The organism is Alkalibaculum sporogenes (assembly GCF_009362815.1).
GTDB lineage: Bacteria > Bacillota > Clostridia > Eubacteriales > Alkalibacteraceae > Alkalibaculum_A > Alkalibaculum_A sporogenes.
Genome location: NZ_WHNX01000016.1, coordinates 1 through 20255 on the forward strand (window position 1 = coordinate 1; position 20255 = coordinate 20255).

The 20255-nt window shown below is 31.8% G+C and carries 22 protein-coding genes and 1 riboswitch; all 22 genes read left to right on the forward strand.

Translation table 11 applies throughout. From position 1 onward, the window contains the following. Nucleotides 1–233: 233 nt before the first annotated feature. The 22 genes from GC105_RS10770 (at nt 234) to GC105_RS10875 (ending at nt 20214) form a co-directional block, all read left to right on the forward strand. The gene (locus GC105_RS10770) at nt 234–968 is read left to right on the forward strand and encodes an energy-coupling factor ABC transporter permease (RefSeq protein ID WP_193708384.1); all 735 of its coding nucleotides are present in this window, start codon (nt 234–236) and stop codon (nt 966–968) included. Further along, nucleotides 952–1233, forward strand: coding sequence for an energy-coupling factor ABC transporter substrate-binding protein (locus GC105_RS10775; protein ID WP_152804621.1), 282 nt, complete (start codon nt 952–954; stop codon nt 1231–1233). Before GC105_RS10770 ends, GC105_RS10775 begins: the two co-directional genes overlap by 17 nt. Continuing rightward, the gene (gene cbiQ, locus GC105_RS10780) at nt 1220–1900 is read left to right on the forward strand and encodes a cobalt ECF transporter T component CbiQ (protein WP_152804623.1); all 681 of its coding nucleotides are present in this window, start codon (nt 1220–1222) and stop codon (nt 1898–1900) included. The genes GC105_RS10775 and cbiQ overlap by 14 nt, the downstream gene beginning before the upstream one ends. A gap of 92 nt (nt 1901–1992) precedes the next feature. Next, the gene (locus GC105_RS10785; RefSeq protein WP_152804624.1) at nt 1993–2817 is read left to right on the forward strand and encodes an energy-coupling factor ABC transporter ATP-binding protein; all 825 of its coding nucleotides are present in this window, start codon (nt 1993–1995) and stop codon (nt 2815–2817) included. Next, entirely contained in the window at nt 2792–4027 is a 1236-nt protein-coding gene (gene hemA / locus GC105_RS10790; RefSeq protein WP_152804626.1) for a glutamyl-tRNA reductase, read from the forward strand. The genes GC105_RS10785 and hemA overlap by 26 nt, the downstream gene beginning before the upstream one ends. A 4-nt stretch (nt 4028–4031) precedes the next feature. After that, nucleotides 4032–4646 carry a precorrin-2 dehydrogenase/sirohydrochlorin ferrochelatase family protein gene (locus GC105_RS10795; protein WP_152804628.1) on the forward strand — a complete coding sequence of 205 codons (615 nt, stop codon included), beginning with the start codon at nt 4032–4034 and terminating at the stop codon, nt 4644–4646. 27 nt (nt 4647–4673) lie between these two features. Next, on the forward strand, nt 4674–5588 hold the full coding sequence (hemC, locus tag GC105_RS10800) for a hydroxymethylbilane synthase (protein ID WP_152804630.1): 915 nt from the start codon (nt 4674–4676) through the stop codon (nt 5586–5588). Then, nucleotides 5578–7080, forward strand: coding sequence for a uroporphyrinogen-III C-methyltransferase (gene cobA / locus GC105_RS10805; RefSeq protein ID WP_152804632.1), 1503 nt, complete (start codon nt 5578–5580; stop codon nt 7078–7080). Before hemC ends, cobA begins: the two co-directional genes overlap by 11 nt. A 4-nt stretch (nt 7081–7084) precedes the next feature. After that, on the forward strand, nt 7085–8056 hold the full coding sequence (gene hemB / locus GC105_RS10810; protein WP_152804634.1) for a porphobilinogen synthase: 972 nt from the start codon (nt 7085–7087) through the stop codon (nt 8054–8056). A 138-nt stretch (nt 8057–8194) separates the two neighbouring features. Next, on the forward strand, nt 8195–9481 hold the full coding sequence (gene hemL, locus GC105_RS10815) for a glutamate-1-semialdehyde 2,1-aminomutase (RefSeq protein WP_152804636.1): 1287 nt from the start codon (nt 8195–8197) through the stop codon (nt 9479–9481). A gap of 161 nt (nt 9482–9642) precedes the next feature. Then, nucleotides 9643–10344 carry a precorrin-2 C(20)-methyltransferase gene (gene cobI / locus GC105_RS10820; RefSeq protein WP_152804638.1) on the forward strand — a complete coding sequence of 234 codons (702 nt, stop codon included), beginning with the start codon at nt 9643–9645 and terminating at the stop codon, nt 10342–10344. Between the two features lie 89 nt (nt 10345–10433). Further along, nucleotides 10434–11216 (forward strand): sirohydrochlorin cobaltochelatase, encoded by a 783-nt coding sequence (locus GC105_RS10825; RefSeq protein WP_152804640.1) that lies wholly within the window; start codon nt 10434–10436, stop codon nt 11214–11216. 54 nt (nt 11217–11270) lie between these two features. Further along, nucleotides 11271–11912, forward strand: a complete 642-nt coding sequence (locus GC105_RS10830; RefSeq protein WP_152804642.1) for a precorrin-8X methylmutase — start codon at nt 11271–11273, stop codon at nt 11910–11912. A 3-nt stretch (nt 11913–11915) separates the two neighbouring features. After that, entirely contained in the window at nt 11916–13043 is a 1128-nt protein-coding gene (gene cbiD / locus GC105_RS10835) for a cobalt-precorrin-5B (C(1))-methyltransferase CbiD (protein ID WP_152804644.1), read from the forward strand. Nucleotides 13044–13115: 72 nt separating this feature from the next. Then, a complete protein-coding gene (cbiE, locus tag GC105_RS10840) occupies nt 13116–13733 on the forward strand; it encodes a precorrin-6y C5,15-methyltransferase (decarboxylating) subunit CbiE (protein WP_152804646.1) in 618 nt (205 codons plus the stop codon). Then, a complete protein-coding gene (gene cbiT, locus GC105_RS10845) occupies nt 13726–14310 on the forward strand; it encodes a precorrin-6Y C5,15-methyltransferase (decarboxylating) subunit CbiT (RefSeq protein ID WP_152804648.1) in 585 nt (194 codons plus the stop codon). The genes cbiE and cbiT overlap by 8 nt, the downstream gene beginning before the upstream one ends. Before the next feature lie 88 nt (nt 14311–14398). Then, nucleotides 14399–15154 carry a precorrin-4 C(11)-methyltransferase gene (gene cobM / locus GC105_RS10850; protein ID WP_152804650.1) on the forward strand — a complete coding sequence of 252 codons (756 nt, stop codon included), beginning with the start codon at nt 14399–14401 and terminating at the stop codon, nt 15152–15154. A 2-nt stretch (nt 15155–15156) separates the two neighbouring features. Further along, complete coding sequence (locus GC105_RS10855) at nt 15157–16215, forward strand: cobalt-precorrin 5A hydrolase (protein WP_152804652.1); 1059 nt, start codon at nt 15157–15159, stop codon at nt 16213–16215. Further along, nucleotides 16208–16945, forward strand: coding sequence for a precorrin-3B C(17)-methyltransferase (gene cobJ / locus GC105_RS10860; RefSeq protein ID WP_152804654.1), 738 nt, complete (start codon nt 16208–16210; stop codon nt 16943–16945). Before GC105_RS10855 ends, cobJ begins: the two co-directional genes overlap by 8 nt. Beyond that, a complete protein-coding gene (cobK, locus tag GC105_RS10865) occupies nt 16942–17631 on the forward strand; it encodes a precorrin-6A reductase (RefSeq protein WP_152804656.1) in 690 nt (229 codons plus the stop codon). The genes cobJ and cobK overlap by 4 nt, the downstream gene beginning before the upstream one ends. A 156-nt stretch (nt 17632–17787) precedes the next feature. Further along, nucleotides 17788–18465 carry a cobalamin B12-binding domain-containing protein gene (locus GC105_RS10870; protein WP_152804659.1) on the forward strand — a complete coding sequence of 226 codons (678 nt, stop codon included), beginning with the start codon at nt 17788–17790 and terminating at the stop codon, nt 18463–18465. A 55-nt stretch (nt 18466–18520) separates the two neighbouring features. Then, nucleotides 18521–18706: riboswitch (cobalamin riboswitch) on the forward strand. Nucleotides 18707–18852: 146 nt separating this feature from the next. Beyond that, on the forward strand, nt 18853–20214 hold the full coding sequence (locus tag GC105_RS10875; RefSeq protein WP_152804661.1) for a cobyrinic acid a,c-diamide synthase CobB: 1362 nt from the start codon (nt 18853–18855) through the stop codon (nt 20212–20214). Nucleotides 20215–20255 lie beyond the last annotated feature (41 nt).

Consider the following 20255-nt stretch of genomic DNA (forward strand, 5'->3'; position numbering starts at 1 on the left):
CCCGTAATCGACAAGTCGATTACGGGTGAGGATTACTTGAACTGAAGCGAAGCCAGACAAATGGCTTGCCAATTTGTCTGTCATAGCAGAAGAATAAATGAAAACAAAGTTTTCATTTGGCGAGTGTCCGCGACCCAGGAATCGACTTGTCGATTACGGGTGAAGAAAATCATGAAAAATTTATTAAATAATACCACTAACTCCGCTTTAAATAATTAAAAGGAGAGGTTAGAATGAAAAGATTTAAATCACCAATCTTTATATGTTCACTACTACTCTTAACATTTTTTAGTGTAAGAGAAGTACAAGCAATGCACATTATGGAGGGATTTCTACCAAAAGGGTGGGCTGTATTTTGGACTTTGATAACGATACCATTCTTTATATTAGGAATTCGTAAACTTAATAGTATATTTAAAAATCAACCTAATAAGAAACTTTTAGTCGCATTAGCTGGTGCATTTGTATTTTTACTATCTGCATTAAAGATACCTTCAGTTGCTGGTAGTTGTTCCCATCCAACGGGAGTAGGATTAGGAGCTATTATGTTTGGACCGACTATTATGACTGTGATAGGAGTAATTGTGCTACTATTTCAGGCACTTTTATTAGCACATGGAGGAATCACGACATTAGGAGCTAATGCTTTCTCAATGGCCGTAGTAGGACCATTTGTTTCTTTTGGTATATTTATGATTTTAAGAAAAAGAAATGTAAATATTGGAGTTTCAGTTTTCTTTGCTTCTGCTTTAGGTAGTTTATGTACTTATATTGTGACTTCTATACAATTAGGATTGGCATTCCCAGATCCAGTAGGTGGTGTGGCAGCTTCACTAGTTAAATTTCTAGGTATTTTCGCTATTACTCAAATACCAATTTCCACTGTGGAGGGTATCATTACAGCGTTAGTCTACGATAAAATTAAAGAATATGAAGGGGAGAGTATACTAAATGAAAAAATCAACTAAATTTATTCTTGTCGCTATTATTTTACTATTAATCGTAACGCCACTTATATTTATAGATTCAGAATTTGGTGGAGCAGATGGTGAAGCAGAAGAAATGATAACTGTTATTTCTCCAGAATACGATCCGTGGTTTGAAAGTTTTATTGAACCTGCAAGTGGTGAGATTGAAAGCATGTTATTTTCATTACAAGCTGCTTTTGGTGCTGGGATTATTGCTTATTATTTAGGATATAATAGAGGTAAAAAAGTAAATGCTACAAATTGATAAGATCGCTTACACAAATAGATTAACTAAAATCAATCCGATGCTAAAATTCGTAGTATCGATAACATTATTATTTACAGCTATAATTTTTGAAAATATCTTATTTTACTTAGTGATTACAGTCGGGATAGCAATGATTCTGACATTATACGCAGGTATTGAATTAGGTCGGTATATTAAGCTTTTGCTTATACCGTCCTCCTTCTTGTTTATGAGCATAATGACAATACTTTTATCAATATCTAGTAGTGTGGACTTATTTATATATAAAATTCAGATTGGCAATATATATATTGGGATTACTCAAACTTCTTTAGACACTTGTATTATATTATTGTTAAGAAGTATAGCTTGCCTTTCAGCAACATATTTGTTAGCTCTTACATTACCAATGAATCAATTAATAAGAGTGCTTAAAACTCTAAAAATGCCCACAGTAGTTATTGAAATGGTGATGTTGATTTATAGATTTATAATGATGTTTTTAGAAGAATACAATGAAATGCAAACAGCTCTCTATTTAAAATTTGGATATGGAAATTTAAGAATATCCTATAGATCTATAGCACTACTAATAACAAGCTTGTTTACACGAATGATGAGTAGATACGAAGAACTAAATATTTCTCTTGAAGTAAAATTATACAATGGAGATTTTCACGTATGATTTGGGAAGTGAGAAGTGAGAAGTGAGAAGTGAGAAGTGAGAAGTGGGGATGGCACTTGTTGACTAATTGTAGTTACATATAGGAGGTACTTATGATAAAAGCAGATAATATAAGCTATAAATATAAAGATCATACTCTTGCTTTAAAAGACGTTAGTATCGATTTAAATAATGGTAGCAAAATTGCATTAATAGGTGGTAATGGAGCTGGTAAATCTACTTTATTTTTGAATTTAATGGGAATATTAAAACCAACACAAGGGTGTATATATTTTAATGACAAACCATTAGAGTATAATAAAAAATATATGTACAATTACCGACAGAAAGTAAGTATGGTATTTCAAGATCCAGACAAACAAATATTTCATTCTAATGTTTACGATGATGTTGCATTTGCTCTTCGCAATATTGGGATAGAAGAGGAAAAAGTAAAAGCTAGAGTTGACGAAGCGCTAATGAAAACAGGTGCCTATGCATTTAAGGATAAAGCAGTTCATTATTTAAGTTATGGTCAAAAAAAGAGGGTAGCTATTGCAGGAATTATCGCCTTGGATAGCGAGATAGTACTTTTTGATGAACCTACAGCAGAACTCGATCCTGCCATGACTAAGGGAATTATTGATATAATTAATAAATTATCTGATGAAGGTAAAAAAGTCATTATATCTAGTCACGATATGGATTTAATATACTCTATTTGTGATTATGGATATATATTAAGCGATAGAGAGGTAATCGCAAATGGGCCTATAGAAGATTTGTTTTCCATGGACGATATTTTAATGAAAGCAAACCTTTCGCAACCTTGGCTAATGAAAGTACATAAAAAAATGGGAGTTCCACTATTTAGAAACGAAGAAAGTCTTTTTGATTATTGGAGTGAATTACATGGAAATAGCAGTAATAGGAGTTAATCATCATCTGGCCCCAATAGAAATAAGGGAAAAGGTTTCTTTTACAGAATCCAGAAAAGATGAAGCAGTAAGAACTTTAAAAGATTATAATATTGATGAAATGGTTATTTTATCAACCTGTAATAGAAGTGAATTTTATTTCTCGTCGAATCACATAAATGAAGGTATAGAGCATGTTTGTGATTACTTAACACAATATGCCCAGTGTGATAATTTAAAGAAATACTTGATTATTAAGAAAGATGCGGATGCTGTACGTCACCTATACAAAGTAACTGCAGGACTAGATTCACTTGTTATAGGAGAAGATCAGATATTGGGACAAGTAAAAGATGCACTACAATATGCAATGAACAGTTTTCATAGCGGAAAATTACTCAATAAATTATTTAGGGATGCTATAACTAAGGCTAAACAGGTTAAAAATACCTATAAAATATCTGAAAATCCTACTTCTATTAGTTATGTAGGGTTAAAAATGCTTAAGAATGAAATAAAAACATTAGAGGGAAAGAAGGCATTAATCATTGGTGCTGGGAATATGGGATCACTTACCCTTCGTTATATTATGGATGAAAATCTTGAAAAAGTGTATTTAACTAATCGTACTCATAATAAATTGAATATTCTTTTAAATGATTTTAAAGAAGTTGTACCAATACCTTATGAGGATCGATATGACTATTTAGATGAAGTAGATATTCTTATTACAACTACAGCATCTCCACATATAATTTTCAAGAAAGAAAAAATGCCAGTGTTAAATAAAAAATTATATATTTTAGATTTAGCCTTGCCTAGAGATGTAGAAAAAGAGATAAGTGAAATAGATAATGTTAAACTATACGATATAGATGACTTAACAAAAGTAATAGATAAAAATATAGACTATAGGCGACAATTAATTGAACCTATTATGGAAATTATAGATAGTGGAGTCTGTGAGTTTTATCAATGGAAGTGCACTACTAAGTTAGACCCTACTATAGAACAATTACAGATAAGATGTGAAGAAATAAAAAGAGATACCCTTGACTACATTTATAAAAAGACGGACATTACTATCAAGGATAGAAAAATTATCGAAAAAATGATGAATTCTGCTCTTAAAAAAAGCATTCAAAAACCTATTTCTAATTTAAAGAAAATAGATGATCATGAAAAATTAGATGATTATATTACTATGGTAAACGAACTCTTTGGGATGTGATTTGATGTATTATCCAGTATTATTAGAAATAGAAAATAAAAAAACAATAATATTTGGCGGTGGAAAGGTAGCCTACAGGAAATCACAAAGCATATTACAATGTGATGGAAAGGTCACTTTGGTTAGCAAAGAATTTAGAGAAGAAATTCATTCTCTTAAAAGACAATACCCTAATCTGGTAACACTTATAAATGATAAGTTTCAAAGTGAATATATAACAGATTGTTATTTAGTAATTGCAGCAACAAATTCTTCTGACATTAACGAACAGATACATGAAGTCTGTAAAGCTAAAAACATTTTTTGCAATCGAGTAGATAATGGAAATAACTCAGATTATATAGTGCCTTCGGTAATAAGAAGAGGTGATCTTATTGTGTCGGTATCTACATCAGGGAAGAGTCCAACTTTAAGTATAAATATTAAAAAAAAATTAGAACAATATTTGGATGATGATATTGAAGAATATATACATTTGCTAGGTGTTATAAGAGAAAAAGTAATTAAGCAAGAGATTAGTGATGAAGAGAAGAAAAGTACTTTAAAAGGACTAGTAAAAATGGACTTAGAAGAACTTAAGAACTTAATTGAAATGAAAACTTATACACAAACAAAATAAAGTTAAAACATAAAAAGGAGATCATTTATGAAAGTAAATGTAGGCACAAGGGGAAGCAAACTTGCCTTGACACAAACAAAGTGGGTAATTTCTCAATTAAAGTTGAAAAATCCTGACACTGAATTCGAGATAAAAATTATTACTACTACTGGAGATCGAATTCAAGATGTAAGTCTAGATAAAATAGGTGAAAAAGGTGTTTTTGTAAAAGAAATAGAAGAACAACTATTAAGTGGAGATATAGATTTAGCTATTCACAGTATGAAGGATATGCCTGGGATATTGCCTAATGGATTAATGTTTTCTTGGGTACCGCCAAGAGAAGATTTTAGAGATGCACTTATTCTAAAGGAAGGGTATAGAACTTTAGGAGATTTGCCACAAGGAGCTACAATAGCAACTGGAAGTAAACGTAGGAAATATCAATTATTAAAGGTAAGATCTGATTTGAATATCGTACCTATTCGAGGAAATATAGATACTCGCTTGCGTAAGATGAAGGAACAAAATTTAGATGGGATTATTCTAGCGGCAGCTGGTCTAAAGAGATTGGATTTTTACAATGATTTAAAAGAAAATATCGAGCTTTTAAAACCGAATATCATGTTGCCATCTCCTGCACAAGGTGCACTAGCCTTGGAAATAAGAGAGGATCACAAAGAACTGCATCAAATAATAGAGAGTATTAAAGATGAAGAAACACATATTCAAGTTACTGCTGAAAGAGCTTTTTTGACTGGAATTAATGGAAATTGTCATATACCAATCGGAGCACTTTGCACAATCAAAGGCCATACCATAGAACTGGAAGGACTACTTGGTAATGAAGATGGTTCTACTTTAGTCAATAGGGCAGTTGCAGGGAACATAGACCAAGCAGAAGAATTAGGATATAAACTTGCAAAAATCATTAATGAGGAGTTGAAAAAAAATGAGCGGTAAAGTGTTTTTAGTAGGGGCTGGACCTGGAGATTATAAACTCATTACTATGAAAGGGCTTGAATGTATTAAGGATGCTGATGTTATAGTGTATGATAGATTGGCATCCCCTAAATTATTGACATATAAACGAAATGAGTGTGAATTGATTTACGTTGGAAAGGAATCAAGCAATCATACTAAGACTCAAGATGAAATAAATGAAATTATCTGTGAAAAAGCGTTAGAAGGCAAAATAGTTACAAGACTTAAAGGTGGAGATCCTTATGTATTTGGTAGAGGTGGAGAAGAAGGTCAATATTTAATAGATAGAGGCGTTGATGTAGAAGTTATACCTGGAATTACCTCTGCGATTGGCGGTTTAGCATACGCTGGAATTCCTATTACTCACAGAGACTATGCATCATCATTTCATGTGATTACAGGACACCTAAAGGAAGAAAACCAAGAATTAAATTGGGAAGTATTAGCTAAGTTAAAGGGAACTTTGGTGTTTTTAATGGGTATGAGTGAACTTAAAAATATTTCTGCAAATTTAATTGGTAATGGTATGAAAGCTAATACACCAGTTGCTGTAATAAATTGGGCAACTACTGAGAGACAAAAAGTTGCAGTAGGTACTTTAGACGATATTTACGATATAACACTTAGAGAAGGGCTATCATCACCTAGTCTTATTGCAGTTGGAGATGTAGTGAAAATGCGTGGAAGTCTAAACTTCTTCGAAAACAAGTTGTTAAATGGTAAAAAAGTATTAGTTACTAGAGCTAGAGCTCAGAGTAGTACACTATCAGATAAAATTTATAATTTAGGAGGAACGCCTATAGAGTTCCCAACCATTAAGATTGAAGATTTAAGCGAAGAAAAGTCTATTACAGACGAGATTATGAAAGTAAAAGAGTACAATTATATCATTTTCACAAGTCAAAATGGTGTTAAGTTATTTTTTAATAGAATGATTGATCTAGGCTTAGATATGAGACAACTAGCCAATGCAACTATTGTAGCGATTGGAAATGTTACAGCTCAAGAAATAAAAAAATATAATTTGATTGCAGATATAGTACCCAAAAAATACATTGCAGAAGGCATCTATGAAGAGTTAGAGAACCGTTTATCTTCAGACGACAAGATTCTTATACCAAGAGCAAAAGAATCACGTGATTTTCTGGTTGATGAATTAAACAAAATATGTTTCGTTAAAGAATTGAAGGTATATCAAACAGTTCTTGGCGAAGGTATCCAATCTCAGGATAATATCAAAAAAATGATTATGAATAAAGAGATAGATTACATAACTTTTACTAGTTCTTCAACAGTGAAAAATTTAGTAAAGATGATAGGTGATCCAGAAATACTAAAAAATAGCCATCTTATATCTATAGGACCTATAACTTCAAAAACAATGATGGAATTAGGATTAGAGGTGTACAGAGAAGCTGAAGATTACGATATAGATGGAATTATAAAAGTTCTCGTAGATTGTAAGGGGTGATAACATGTTAAAGAGACCTAGAAGAATGCGGGCAGATAATATCATACGCTCTATGGTTAAGGAGACGTATCTAGAAATTGATAATTTAGTGTATCCACTATTTGTAGTAGAAGGAGAAAATATTAAAAGAGAAATTTCTTCTATGCCTGGAAACTATCACTTTTCAGTGGACATGCTAATAGAAGAAGTAAAAGAACTTATCAGTATAGGACTTAATAAAATTATGATATTTGGTATTCCTAATCACAAAGACGAATGTGGTAGTGAAGCTTACAACAAAGATGGTATTGTTCAAAGGGCAGTTGAAGCATTAAAAAAACGGTTTAAAAATGAAATATATATAATAACAGATGTTTGCCTTTGTGAATATACATCTACAGGACATTGTGGATTAATAATCGATAAACGAGTGGACAACGATTCAACTTTACCATTATTATCAAAAACTGCATTAAGTCATGCAGAAGCAGGAGTAGATATGGTAGCACCTTCTGATATGATGGATGGCAGAATTAAACATATGAGATTATACCTAGATGACAATGGATTTTCACAAGTTCCAATTATGGCATATAGTGCAAAATACGCTTCCTCGTACTACGGGCCATTTAGAGAAGCCGCTGGGTCAACACCGGAATTTGGCGACAGAAAAAGTTATCAAATGAATCCTGCAAATAGTAGAGAAGCATTATTAGAAGTTGAGTTGGATTTAGAAGAAGGCGCGGATATTGTTATGGTAAAACCAGCTCTAGCATATCTTGACATTATTAGCAAAGTGAAAGAAATATCAAATGTGCCTGTAGCTGCCTATAATGTAAGTGGTGAATACTCTATGCTAAAGATGGCAATAGCTCAAGGTCTAATGAACGAAGACGTAATAATGGAAACATTGTTGTCTATAAAAAGAGCAGGAGCAGATATTATCATAACATATTTTGCGAAGGAAATAGCACTAACAAAATCAAGTTTGAGCTAGTGTGTTCATACTAGATGATATTTATATAGTTTAGACTAATATTCAGTAGGGGATGAAGAAAACCCCCACTGAACAAAGTTTCACTTTATAAACATAATATTAGAGAAAATATTGTAATTAACGGAAGGAGGATACAAGATGAATTTTAGTAAATCAGAAGAATTGTTTAAAGAAGCAAACAAATACATACCAGGTGGGGTAAATAGTCCTGTTAGGGCGTTTCAATCAGTTGGAATGAGTTCTATATTTGCCAGTAAAGGTAAGGGGAGTAAAATCACCGATGTAGATGGAAATGAATTTATAGATTATATTTGTTCTTGGGGACCTTTGATTTTGGGACATAGTAGTGAAATAGTATACAAAGGGATAGAAAAGGTTTTTGAAGAAGGCATAACATATGGACTCGCTACGGAAATGGAAATCAAAGTTGCTAAGCTTATCGTCGATGCATATCCTTCTGTAGAAATGATTAGAATGGTGAATTCAGGTACTGAAGCCACTATGAGCGCATTGAGACTAGCTAGAGGTTATACAAATAGGAGTAAAGTACTAAAGTTTGAAGGGTGTTATCATGGCCATTCAGATGGACTTCTTGTAAAATCGGGATCAGGTACTTTGACTTATGGTAGCCCAACTAGTTCAGGCGTTTCAGAGGATGCTATAAAGAACACTTTAGTAGGACAATATAACGATGCTAAAATGTTAGAAGAAATTTTTAAAATTCATGGGAAAGAATTAGCTGCTGTTATTATTGAACCAGTGGCTGGAAACATGGGTGTGGTACCTGCAAATGAAGAATTTTTAATAACACTGCGAAAACTAACAGAGGAGTATGGAGTAGTACTAATCTTTGATGAAGTAATCACAGGATTTAGAGTGAGTTTTGGTGGAGCACAGGAAGTATATAATATTAAACCTGATATTACTTGTTTCGGTAAGATTATTGGAGGTGGTTTGCCTGTAGGTGCCTTTGGAGGAAAGAGAGAGATTATGGAAATGCTTGCACCATTAGGATCTGTTTATCAAGCGGGTACCTTATCTGGAAATCCATTAGCGATGCTCTTAGGTTTTAATTGTTTAACGTATTTAAAAGAAAATCCTGAAATGTATAATAAGATAGAACAACTAGCAATTGAACTAGAAAAAGGAATGATAGAACATATTAAAGAATTTAAAGTAGAAGCAAGTGTCAATAGATTCAAGGGGATGTTAAATGTGTTTTTTACTGGTGAAAAAGTACAAACTTTTGAAGATGTAAGTAAATGTGATACAAAGGTTTATGAAAAGTATTTTAAACTTATGTTAGATTGTGGCATTTTGTTGCCGCCTGCTCAATTTGAAGGGATGTTTTTATCAACTGCACATACAAAAGAGGATGTAGAAAAGACACTTGAGGCAAATAAAAAGGCAATGTCATTATTGTAGTTAGTTGTTAGTTGGTTAGTTGGACATTTGGAAGTTGGACGAGGCTACAAGGTGAAGTAGGTACAAATATAAGTTCCAACTTTCCAACTTTCTACTTTCTAACTTAAAAAGACGTTAGTTAGACAGTTTGTAAGACGTGTTATAAAAAAAGGAGGATAAATATGTTGGGTACTTTGTATGGAATAGGAGTAGGGCCTGGAGATAGCGGTTTAATAACTCAAAAGGCCATAGAAATTATAAAAAACATTGATATTATAGTGGCCCCAATATCAAAAATGGGGAAAAAAAGCAAGGCTTTTCAGATTGCAAAACCACATTTAAAGGATAATGTAGAAACTGTTGAATTAGAATTTCCCATGATTGATTTAGAAAAAGAAAAAGACACGTTAACGACTAAGTGGAAAGAAAATGCTGAAGTAATTGCAAAATTGTTAGAACAAGGTAAAAATGTAGCTTTCTTAACATTAGGTGATCCTATGGTTTACAGTACATATTCTTATATGATTCCATATTTAGAAGAAGTAGATATTAAGCCTGTGACTATTCCAGGAATTACGTCGTTTTGTGCCTCAGCTTCTGCTTTAGGTGTACCTATTGTTCAAGGTAATGAGACTTTCTGTGTATTAACACAAATAACCTCTTTAGAAGAATTTGATAAATACAGAGTTTTATTTGAAAATATCATCATAATGAAGCCAAACAGTTCAAGAGAAACTATAAATGAAGCGATAAAGAAGTACGACTTGTATGATAAAGTCTATGCAGTATCGAATTGTGGTGATGAGAGCCAAGTAATTGCAACAGGCTTGATTAAAGAAGATGTAAGTTACTTCACAATAATATTGATAAAAGGACTTAAATAATAGACAAATTGTATCTAGTATAAATCACACAGATATTATAACAAAATAATGGGCCGTTTTTGCCTACGTCAAAGATAAAGGAGATCTACATGAAGAAGAAAGCGCTATTAGTAGTTAGTTTTGGAACTTCTTACGAGGAGACACGTAAGAAGACTATTGATAAAATTGAAGAGGATCTAGCTAATAATTTTCCAGAAGCTCAAATGTTTCGAGCTTTTACATCCCAAATGATTATAAATAAGCTTAAAAAACGTGATGGACTTATGATTAACAATCCTAAGGAAGCGTTAAATGAGTTAGTTAATCTGGGATTTGATGAAGTATTAATACAACCTACCCATATAATTAATGGGTCAGAATTTGAAGGTTTATATAGTGATATAATCGAATTTAAAAGTAAGTTTAGTAAAATTGAATTAGGAAGACCTCTTTTAACTAGTACAGAAGATTACGTAAAAGTAGTTCATAGCATGTCGCAAATATTTCCAAAGGACTTAGAAGATAAGATTATACTTCTAATGGGACATGGATCTGAGCATCATGCTAATGCAGCGTATCCATGTTTAGATTATGTTTTTAAAGAAGAAGGTTTTAATAATGTACATATAGCAACGGTAGAAGGATTCCCAGAGTTAGATACTATTATAGATAAAACTAAATCTCAGTCAATAAAAAATGTAACCCTAATGCCACTTATGATAGTAGCAGGAGATCATATACAAAATGATTTAGTAGGTGATGAAGAAGATTCATGGAAAAATATACTTTTATCTAAAGGATATAACGTAGACTCTATTATTGTAGGTATGGGAGAGATAGAACAAATCCGTCAACTATTTATAGAACACGCGGAAAATGCCGTCCTTATTTAACTTAAAGATATAAAAAAATATTCATTATAAATAATATAAAGAGGTGAAATGTTTATGCAAGATTATATTGCTCAACCTATGGAAATTGAAAAGAAGAGCTTTGAAATTATCTTTGAAGAAATGGATAAATCAGATAAAGAACTTTTTAGTGTAGATGAGTTGCAAGTTATTAAGAGGGTAATTCATACTTCAGCAGATTTTGAGTACTCAAAAATTACTAAATTTATTAACGAGCCCATAGAAAATGCTAAGAAGAGTATTAAAAGTGGTAACAAAGTATACGTAGATACTAATATGATTAAATCAGGTATTAATAAAAGAGTTTTAGAGCGATTTGGATGTGAAATGGTAAACTATGTATCTGATGAAGATGTTAGAGAAGAAGCCCAAAAAAGAGAAACAACTAGATCAGTAGTATCTATTGAGAAGGCTTGCAAAAAAGAAAACATTAAGATGTTTATTATCGGTAATGCTCCTACTGCCTTGTTTTCACTAATGAATATGATCGAAGAAGGCTTTGTTAAACCAGATTTTGTAATTGCAGTACCAGTAGGATTTGTAGGTGCAGCAGAGTCTAAATTTGAATTTAGCAAACTAAATGTACCATCTGTTGTTGTTCAAGGTCGTAAAGGTGGTAGTACAATAGGTGTTGCAATTTTTAACGCTATACTGTATATGATGGATAATAATAGGTAGTATATGGATAAGTTTATTATTAAAGGAGAAAAGAAACTAAGATATGGTTATACTACTGGCTCTTGCGCAGCTGCTGCCACAAAGGCTGGATTAACCATGTTGTTTTCAGGAGAAAAAACTGAGCATATTGATCTCCACACTCCAAAAGGATGGAATTTACATTTAGAAGTAGTAGATATTAAGCAAGAAGAAAATTCCGTAAGTTGTGCAATTATAAAGGACAGTGGTGATGACCCTGATATGACCAACGGAATATCTATCTATTCAAAAGTGAGTTTTACTGATGTTCCAGGCATTGTATTATCAGGTGGAATAGGTGTTGGAGTTGTCACGAGAAAAGGTCTTCCAGTCCCAGTTGGACAAGCTGCTATAAACCCAGTTCCCAGAGAAATGATTTTGTCTGAGACAAGAGCCCTTGTTGAAAGGTACAAATATCTAGGAGGTTTGCATATACAGATTTATACTCCTCAAGGTGAAGAAATAGCAAAGAGGACTTTTAATCCAAAACTTGGAATAGTTAATGGTATATCAATACTAGGTACTACTGGAATAGTGGAACCTATGAGTGAAAAAGCTTTAATAGATTCACTAAAACTTGAGATGAATGTGCTTAGTGCAAATAATAAAGAAAATATAATTCTTTTTCCTGGGAATTATGGGAGAAAGTTTGCTAATGAGGACTTAAGATTAAATATAAAAAATAGTGTAAAGATTAGTAATTACATTGGCGAGATTTTGGAAAGTATTGATACCTTAAGGTTTAAGAATGTTCTTTTTGTTGCTCATATAGGAAAATTGATAAAAGTTGCTGGTGGAATTATGAATACTCATAGTAAATCAGCAGATGCTCGAATGGAGATTTTAGGTGCATATACTTCTGCGTGTGGGGGAGACAGCCAATTAACTAAAGATATCCTTCACTGTATAACTACAGATGAAGCAATAGAACTATTAATACATCAGCCCTTTTATGAGGAAGTATTAGATAAAATTCTTGAAAGAGTATCTTATCATATGAACAGTAAGATATCTAGTTACACTAATATAGGTTTAATTATGTTTACTAATACACACGGTATTTTGAGGATGGATGAGAAAGCTAAACAGATGCTGCATCTATTCAGAGATTAAATAATAGGAAATCTAATATTTAATACCACTAACATATTTTATTCGTACTTATAAAAATGTGAGGTGAAAGATATGTACATTGACGTTATTGGGATAGGTCCTGGAAATCCTGATTATATATTACCTATTGGTATGAAGAAAATTTATGAGGCAGATGTGCTTATTGGAGGCCAAAGAAATTTAGAAGATATAAATGTACTGTATAAAGAGTTAATATATATCAGAAATAACTTGCAAGAAATTATTAACTATATACAAAATAATTATACAAAGAAAAAAATCGCTATTGTAGTATCTGGTGATCCAGGATTTCATAGTATGCTTGCATATCTTAATAAGAATACAAAAGGAATTGATATTGTAGTAACACCGGGGATTAGTTCTTTTACTTATTTCTTTTCAAGATTAGGAATGACCTGGGATGATGCGATTCTTAGCAGTGTTCATGGTGAAAAAAAAGATTACTTACAACTCATAGAAAATAACAATAAGATAGCATTTCTAACAGACACAAAATGTACACCCAAAATTATGGCTCAAGAAATGAAAAAGAAAGGAATAACACATAAAAAAATTTACATTGGTGAAAGGCTTTCCTATACAAATGAAAAGATACATAAGTTAAGTATAGAAGAGGCAGCAAAGTATGAGACAGATCCCTTATGTGTTGTGGTAATTACAAATGAGTGATGAAAGAAGACCAAGCTTTGGTATCCCCGACGAAGAGTTTATCAGAGGAAAAATACCGATGACTAAGGAAGAAATAAGAGTCATAACTTTATCTAAATTACAGATTCAGCAAGATAGTGTAGTTTTAGATATAGGAGCAGGTACCGGTTCAATATCTATAGAATGTTCTTTGATTGCTCGGTTAGGAAAAGTATATGCTGTAGAAGTAGTTGACGAAGGAATTGAACTAATTAAAAAAAATATTGAAAAGTTTGGTGTGAAAAATATTACTCCAATTCATGGAATGGCACCTAAATCTCTTGAAGGGGTTAAAATAGTTGATCGCATAGTAGTAGGTGGAAGCAGGGGAAACATCGTTGAAATCCTTGAATGGGCTAATGATCATCTCTCAAAAGATGGAATTATAGTAGCAAACTTTATAACTATTGAAAATTTATTTTATTTTATCGAAGCTTTGAAAGAAAAAAAATACGAGTATGAATTAACACAAGTAACTATTGCTAAAAGCAAAACTATTAAAGACATAACTATGATGCAAGGTCATAATCCTGTTTTTATTGTAAAAGCACAAAGATAGAAAAAGACTGATAACAGTTATGCACTAGAGAAAGATAGCTGAAAAGTAAAGAGAACGACAAATAATATAATGAAAGAGGTATGATGATATGGGTAAGGTTTATTTTATAGGTGCAGGACCAGGAGATCCTGAGTTAATAACTTTAAAGGGTAAGAGATTAATCGAAATAAGCGATGTGATTATTTATGCTGGTTCTTTAGTAAATCCTGAAGTACTGACATATTGCAAAGAAGGTGCTAAAATTTTCAATAGTGCTAGTATGGATTTAGATGAAGTATTAGCAGTTACTAGAGAAGCTATTAGAGAAGGAAAAGATGTAGCTAGAGTACATACTGGTGATCCTAGTATTTACGGAGCAATAAGAGAACAAATTGATCCTTTAGAAAAAGAAAATATCGAGTGTGAAGTTATACCGGGAGTTAGCTCATTTACTGCTTCTGCTGCAACTATGAAAAAAGAATTTACATTACCAAGTATTTCTCAGACAATAATTTGTACTAGAGTAGAGGGAAGAACTCCAGTTCCTGAAGAAGAGTCACTTGAAAAATTAGCGTCTCATAGAGCTTCAATGGCTATCTTTTTATCTGTTCAAATGATCGATAAAGTTATAGAAAAATTAACAGTACATTATCCAATTAAAACCCCTATTGCTGTAATTCAAAAGGCATCTTGGCCAGATGAAAAAATAGTACTTGGAACTTTAGAGGATATTGTAGAAAAGGTGAAAGCAGAAAATATCACAAAGACTGCTCAAATATTAGTGGGTGACTTTTTAGGAGATGAATATGAACTATCTAAGTTGTATGACAAAAGCTTTACCCATATGTATAGGGAAGGGAAATAATTTTGTGGGCAATTGTAACAGTAACTAAGAACGGAGTAAGTAAAGCTATTCAAGTTAAAGAGATGTGTGATTCTGAATTAAGTATAGACATTTATACAATCGAAAAGTATAAATGTGAAGGTGTACTTGCGCCTACACAGGATTTAAAAGAATTGATTTTACAAGTTTATTCAAAGTATAAGACCATATTATTCATTATGGCTAGTGGTATTGTAGTTAGAATGATTGCACCTTTGATACAATCAAAAATAGTAGATCCAGCTGTACTTGTAATGGATGACAAGGGAGAGAATATTATCAGTCTTTTATCTGGACATGTGGGTGGTGCAAATGAAAAGGCTAAAGTACTTGCAAAGATTATTAGTGCAAGACCTATTATTACTACATCATCAGATGTAAATAATAAAATTGCAGTAGATACATTTGCTATGAGACATAAATTATTTATAACAGATTTTACTTCTGCAAAGGAAGTAACTGCTTTAATTATTAATGAAGAAAAAGTATGTATTATAAATAATAGTGGCATTAATATAAATAAAGAGTGTCTTTGTGAAAATTTAACTATAGATGATTATGAAAATTATAAAAATTATGAAGGTGCAATAATTATTAGTCAAAAAAGTAACTTTGATATTAAGATACCATATGTACATTTAGTTCCTCAGGATATTATTCTGGGAATAGGATGTAGAAAAAATACAAAAACAAGAGATATTATTGAATTTATAAATACTACTATGAAACAAATACAATTGCATATCAAATCTATAAGAGCACTGTCTACTGTAGATGTAAAGCAATATGAAATAGGAATATTAGAGACGAAAGAACACTTTGGTGTAGATTTAGATATTATTTATAGAGATGAAATTGCGCTGCATCAAAATAAATTTAAACAATCATCCTTTGTTATGAAAACAATTGGGGTAGGAAATGTAAGTGAACCCTGTGGTTATATATCATCACGGGAGGGTACGTGTCTTTTAAACAGGACAGTTAATAATGGAATTACATTATCTATTTGGAAAGAAAAAGAGGAGGTACACGTAAATGAATAAATTATATGTAGTTGGGATCGGACCAGGTAATAGAGAAAATATGACTTTATCTGCAGTTAATGCATTAAAGGATAGTAATATTATTATTGGCTACGATACATATATCGATTTAATAAAAGATTTAATAATAGATAAAGAAATTGTAAGTAATGGAATGAGAAAAGAAGTAGATCGTTGCAAGGAAGCTATCGTACTTGCGTCAAAGGGCAATACTGTATCTGTGGTGAGTAGTGGTGATGCAGGTGTATATGGTATGGCAGGTCTAATATTAGAGATTATTAGTAAAGAATATTCACTATCAGAATTTGATGTTCAAGTAATTCCAGGCGTTACTGCTGGCAATTCTAGTGCAGCTATTTTAGGAGCACCGCTTATGCATGATTACGTGACAATTTCTTTATCAGATTGGTTAACTAAGTGGGAAACTATTGAAAATAGACTTCATTGTGCCGGTAAAGGAGATTTTATCGTAGTTCTTTATAATCCGAAAAGCAAATCTAGGACTGAATACATTAAAAAGACGCAAGAGATATTATTAAATTACAAATCTCCTCAAACCCCAGTAGGAATTGTGAAAAGTGCTTTTAGAGATGATCAAAATTCGCAGATTACGACATTAAAACAGATGGTAGACTGTGATATAGATATGTTTTCTACCGTAATTATTGGTAATTCAAATACTTTTGTAGATGGTGAATATATTATCACTCCTAGGGGGTATAGCATTTGAAATTGGTTTTTGCAGGGACAAAAATGGGTAGAGAATTTGTAGAAGAACTACTCCAAAATGGCGAAAAAGTAATAGTGTCAACTGCTACTACTTACGGTGCATCCCTATATAAACCCCATAAGAACTTAACGGTAAATGGTCATAAAATGAATCTTGAAGAGATGAAAAACTATATAGATAGCAATAAAATTGACGAAATAATAGATGTTACTCATCCATATGCTGTTAATGTTACAGAAAATATGATAAAATGTGCAAGAAAACTAAATATACCTTATAGAGTCATTGAACGAGATTCTTTTATAAAAGAAAATAACAGTGATGGTATAACTATTATGAATAATTATGTGGAAGCATGCGACTATTTACTTCAACAAGAAGGAAATATATTATTGGCAATAGGGAGTAATAACTTAGAAACATTTAAAAGTTTGGATCCTAACAGAGTATTAATTCGCGTTTTACCCACATCTCAAGTTTTATTAAAATGTGAGACATTAGGTTATAATCCTAAAAATATTATAGGGATGCAAGGTCCATTTAGTTATGAATTTAATAAGACTTTATATAGTGATTATTGTATAAAATACCTTGTAACTAAAGATAGTGGTAAATCTGGAGGAGTAGTAGAAAAAGTCAAAGCAGCTTTAGATTCTGAAGTAGAAGTTATAATGATTACACGATAGTTTGACTAAAGTATTTATTCAAATGAAGATATAAGTAATATACTAGACGATTTTTCTGGCTTTAGCTAGAAAAATCGGTATTATAAATTATTTATTTTATATATAGTACTTAGATTAAGGATTAATATCTAGGATTATAAATAGGAGGAGTATTACATGATTTTAGAGGATATAACTAGCGCCCTTGGTGAATTAGACGAAGAACTACTCTTTAGATTAATAAACGAATATTTATCTTCAGATCCCTCAGAGGAAAAAGCTAATAAGATAATTAGTTACTGCCAAGAAGGTACTAAAATTGTAGGAGAAAGATACCATATGGGAGAGTATTTTGTTGGTGATTTAATATTTGCTGGAGAGTTATTAACTGAGGTTATAGACATGGTAAAACCTTATTTAATTCACGAATCAAGTGAATATATTGGCAAGATATTACTAGGAACTGTCCACGGAGATTTACATGATATAGGTAAGAATATATTTAAAAGTATGTGCGAAGCAGCAGGGTTTAAAGTTTATGATATTGGAATTGATCAAAAAGAGAGTACATTTGTACAAAAAGTAAGAGAGATTAAACCGGATATTGTTGGTATGAGTGGTATTTTAACAGTAGCAATTGAAGCAATGAAGGAAACTGTCGATGCGCTTAAAGAAGCAGGCCTTCGTGACAACTTAAAGATTATTATCGGTGGAAATCCCGTTAATATAGAAGCATCGAATTATATTGGTGCTGACGCTTTTTCTGTCAATTCAAATGAAGGTGTAAATATATGCATAGATTGGATGAAAGAAAAAAAGCAAATTAAAGATCCATCAAAAAATGTCGAGATATAAATATTTCCTAGGAAAATCTATGTATCGTCATTAAATTTTAAAAAGATATTGTATATCTATAAGATGTATGATAGTATCTAATTAAGTAAATAAAGAAACATGGGAAAACGGTTAAAGTCCGTTGCAGCCCCCGCTACTGTAAGTGCAGACGAAACATCTAAAAAAACCACTGGAATATCTGGGAAGGTAGATGTAAGAATGAAGCACAAGCCAGGATACCATCTGTTTACATATCTTCGGAGGGAAGAAAGATATAACGAATCCCTAATTCCGACGATAAGCGGAATTTTTTTTGTTTACGATAAGACATTATTACCTCCTTTATTATTCGGTGAGAAAACTCCTACTTTCTCACCGTTTAAAATTTATTAGGCAGAAGGTGTATAAATGAATAGGTTTATGATAGCTGGAACGAATAGTGGTGTTGGAAAGACTACTATAAGTATTGGTATAATGGCAGCATTAAGAAAAAGAAAATATAGAGTAGCACCATTTAAGACAGGACCTGACTATATAGATCCTGGTTTTCATAAATATGTTACAGGTAACCCATCATATAATTTAGACAGTTATATTCTAGAAGAAAACCATATAAAGTACTTAGTTAATAATGCTAGTGTGGATAAAGATATAGGGGTAATAGAGGGCGTTATGGGCCTATACGATGGTTTTGGAGTAACCTCAAATATCGGAAGCAGTGCACATATTTCTCTTGTGACACAGACGCCTGTTATTTTAGTAATCGATGCAACAGGCATGTCCAACAGTGCAGCAGCAGTAGTACTAGGATATAAAATGTTAAATCAGAATGTCAATATACAAGGCATAATAGTAAATAGAGTCTCAGGTAAGGAACATTATAAATTGGTGAAAGAAATTATTGAATACCATACGAATATAAAGTGTATTGGCTATATGCCTAAGAATAATGATATTTCTTTGTACAGTAGACATTTAGGTTTAATTCCTGCTGATGAACTGATATATTTAGAAGATAAAATTAATAAGTTGATTGATATTATAGAAGAATGCATTGACGTAGATTTATTGCTAGAAATTTCAAAGCAAGCTAATAAGCTTGAATACAATAATAAAATATACGACAATTTTATAAAAAAACATAGTAAAGATTATAAAAACAAGAAAATTGGTATTGCTTGGGACAAGGCCTTTACTTTTTATTACCAAGCAAATTTAGATATATTAAAGAAACTAGGTGTTCAATTTATTGAATTTAGTCCCTTAGCAGATAAAAAAATCCCAGATAATCTCGATTCAGTGTATATTGGAGGAGGATTTCCAGAAATTTTTTCCAAGGATTTAGAAAGTAACACTGAATTCAAAAATAGTTTAGTTGAATATATGGAAAATGGCGGAAAGTGCTATGGTGAATGCGGTGGTTTCATGTACCTTTCTAAAGGTATCAAAAATTTAGAAGGAGAATATCATGAAATGCTAGGATTTTTGCCAGTAACTTGCGAAATGACTGTAAAACTTCAACGGTTCGGATATATTGAAATGGATGTTGAAGTTGATAATCAAAAATTTACTACTAGAGCACATGAATTTCATCATTCTAAATTAATAAATGTAGATTCTAATATAGATTATAAGTACAAAATTAAAAAGTATAGAGATAAAAAAATTCTTCGTCAATGGGAATGTGGTATACAAAAGCAAAATACTATAGCAGGATATCCTCATTTGTATTTTTTGAGCAATTTAGAATTAATGACGAAACTTCTTTAAAAATATTTTAAAGATAATTTATACTTATAGAAAAGAGGAAA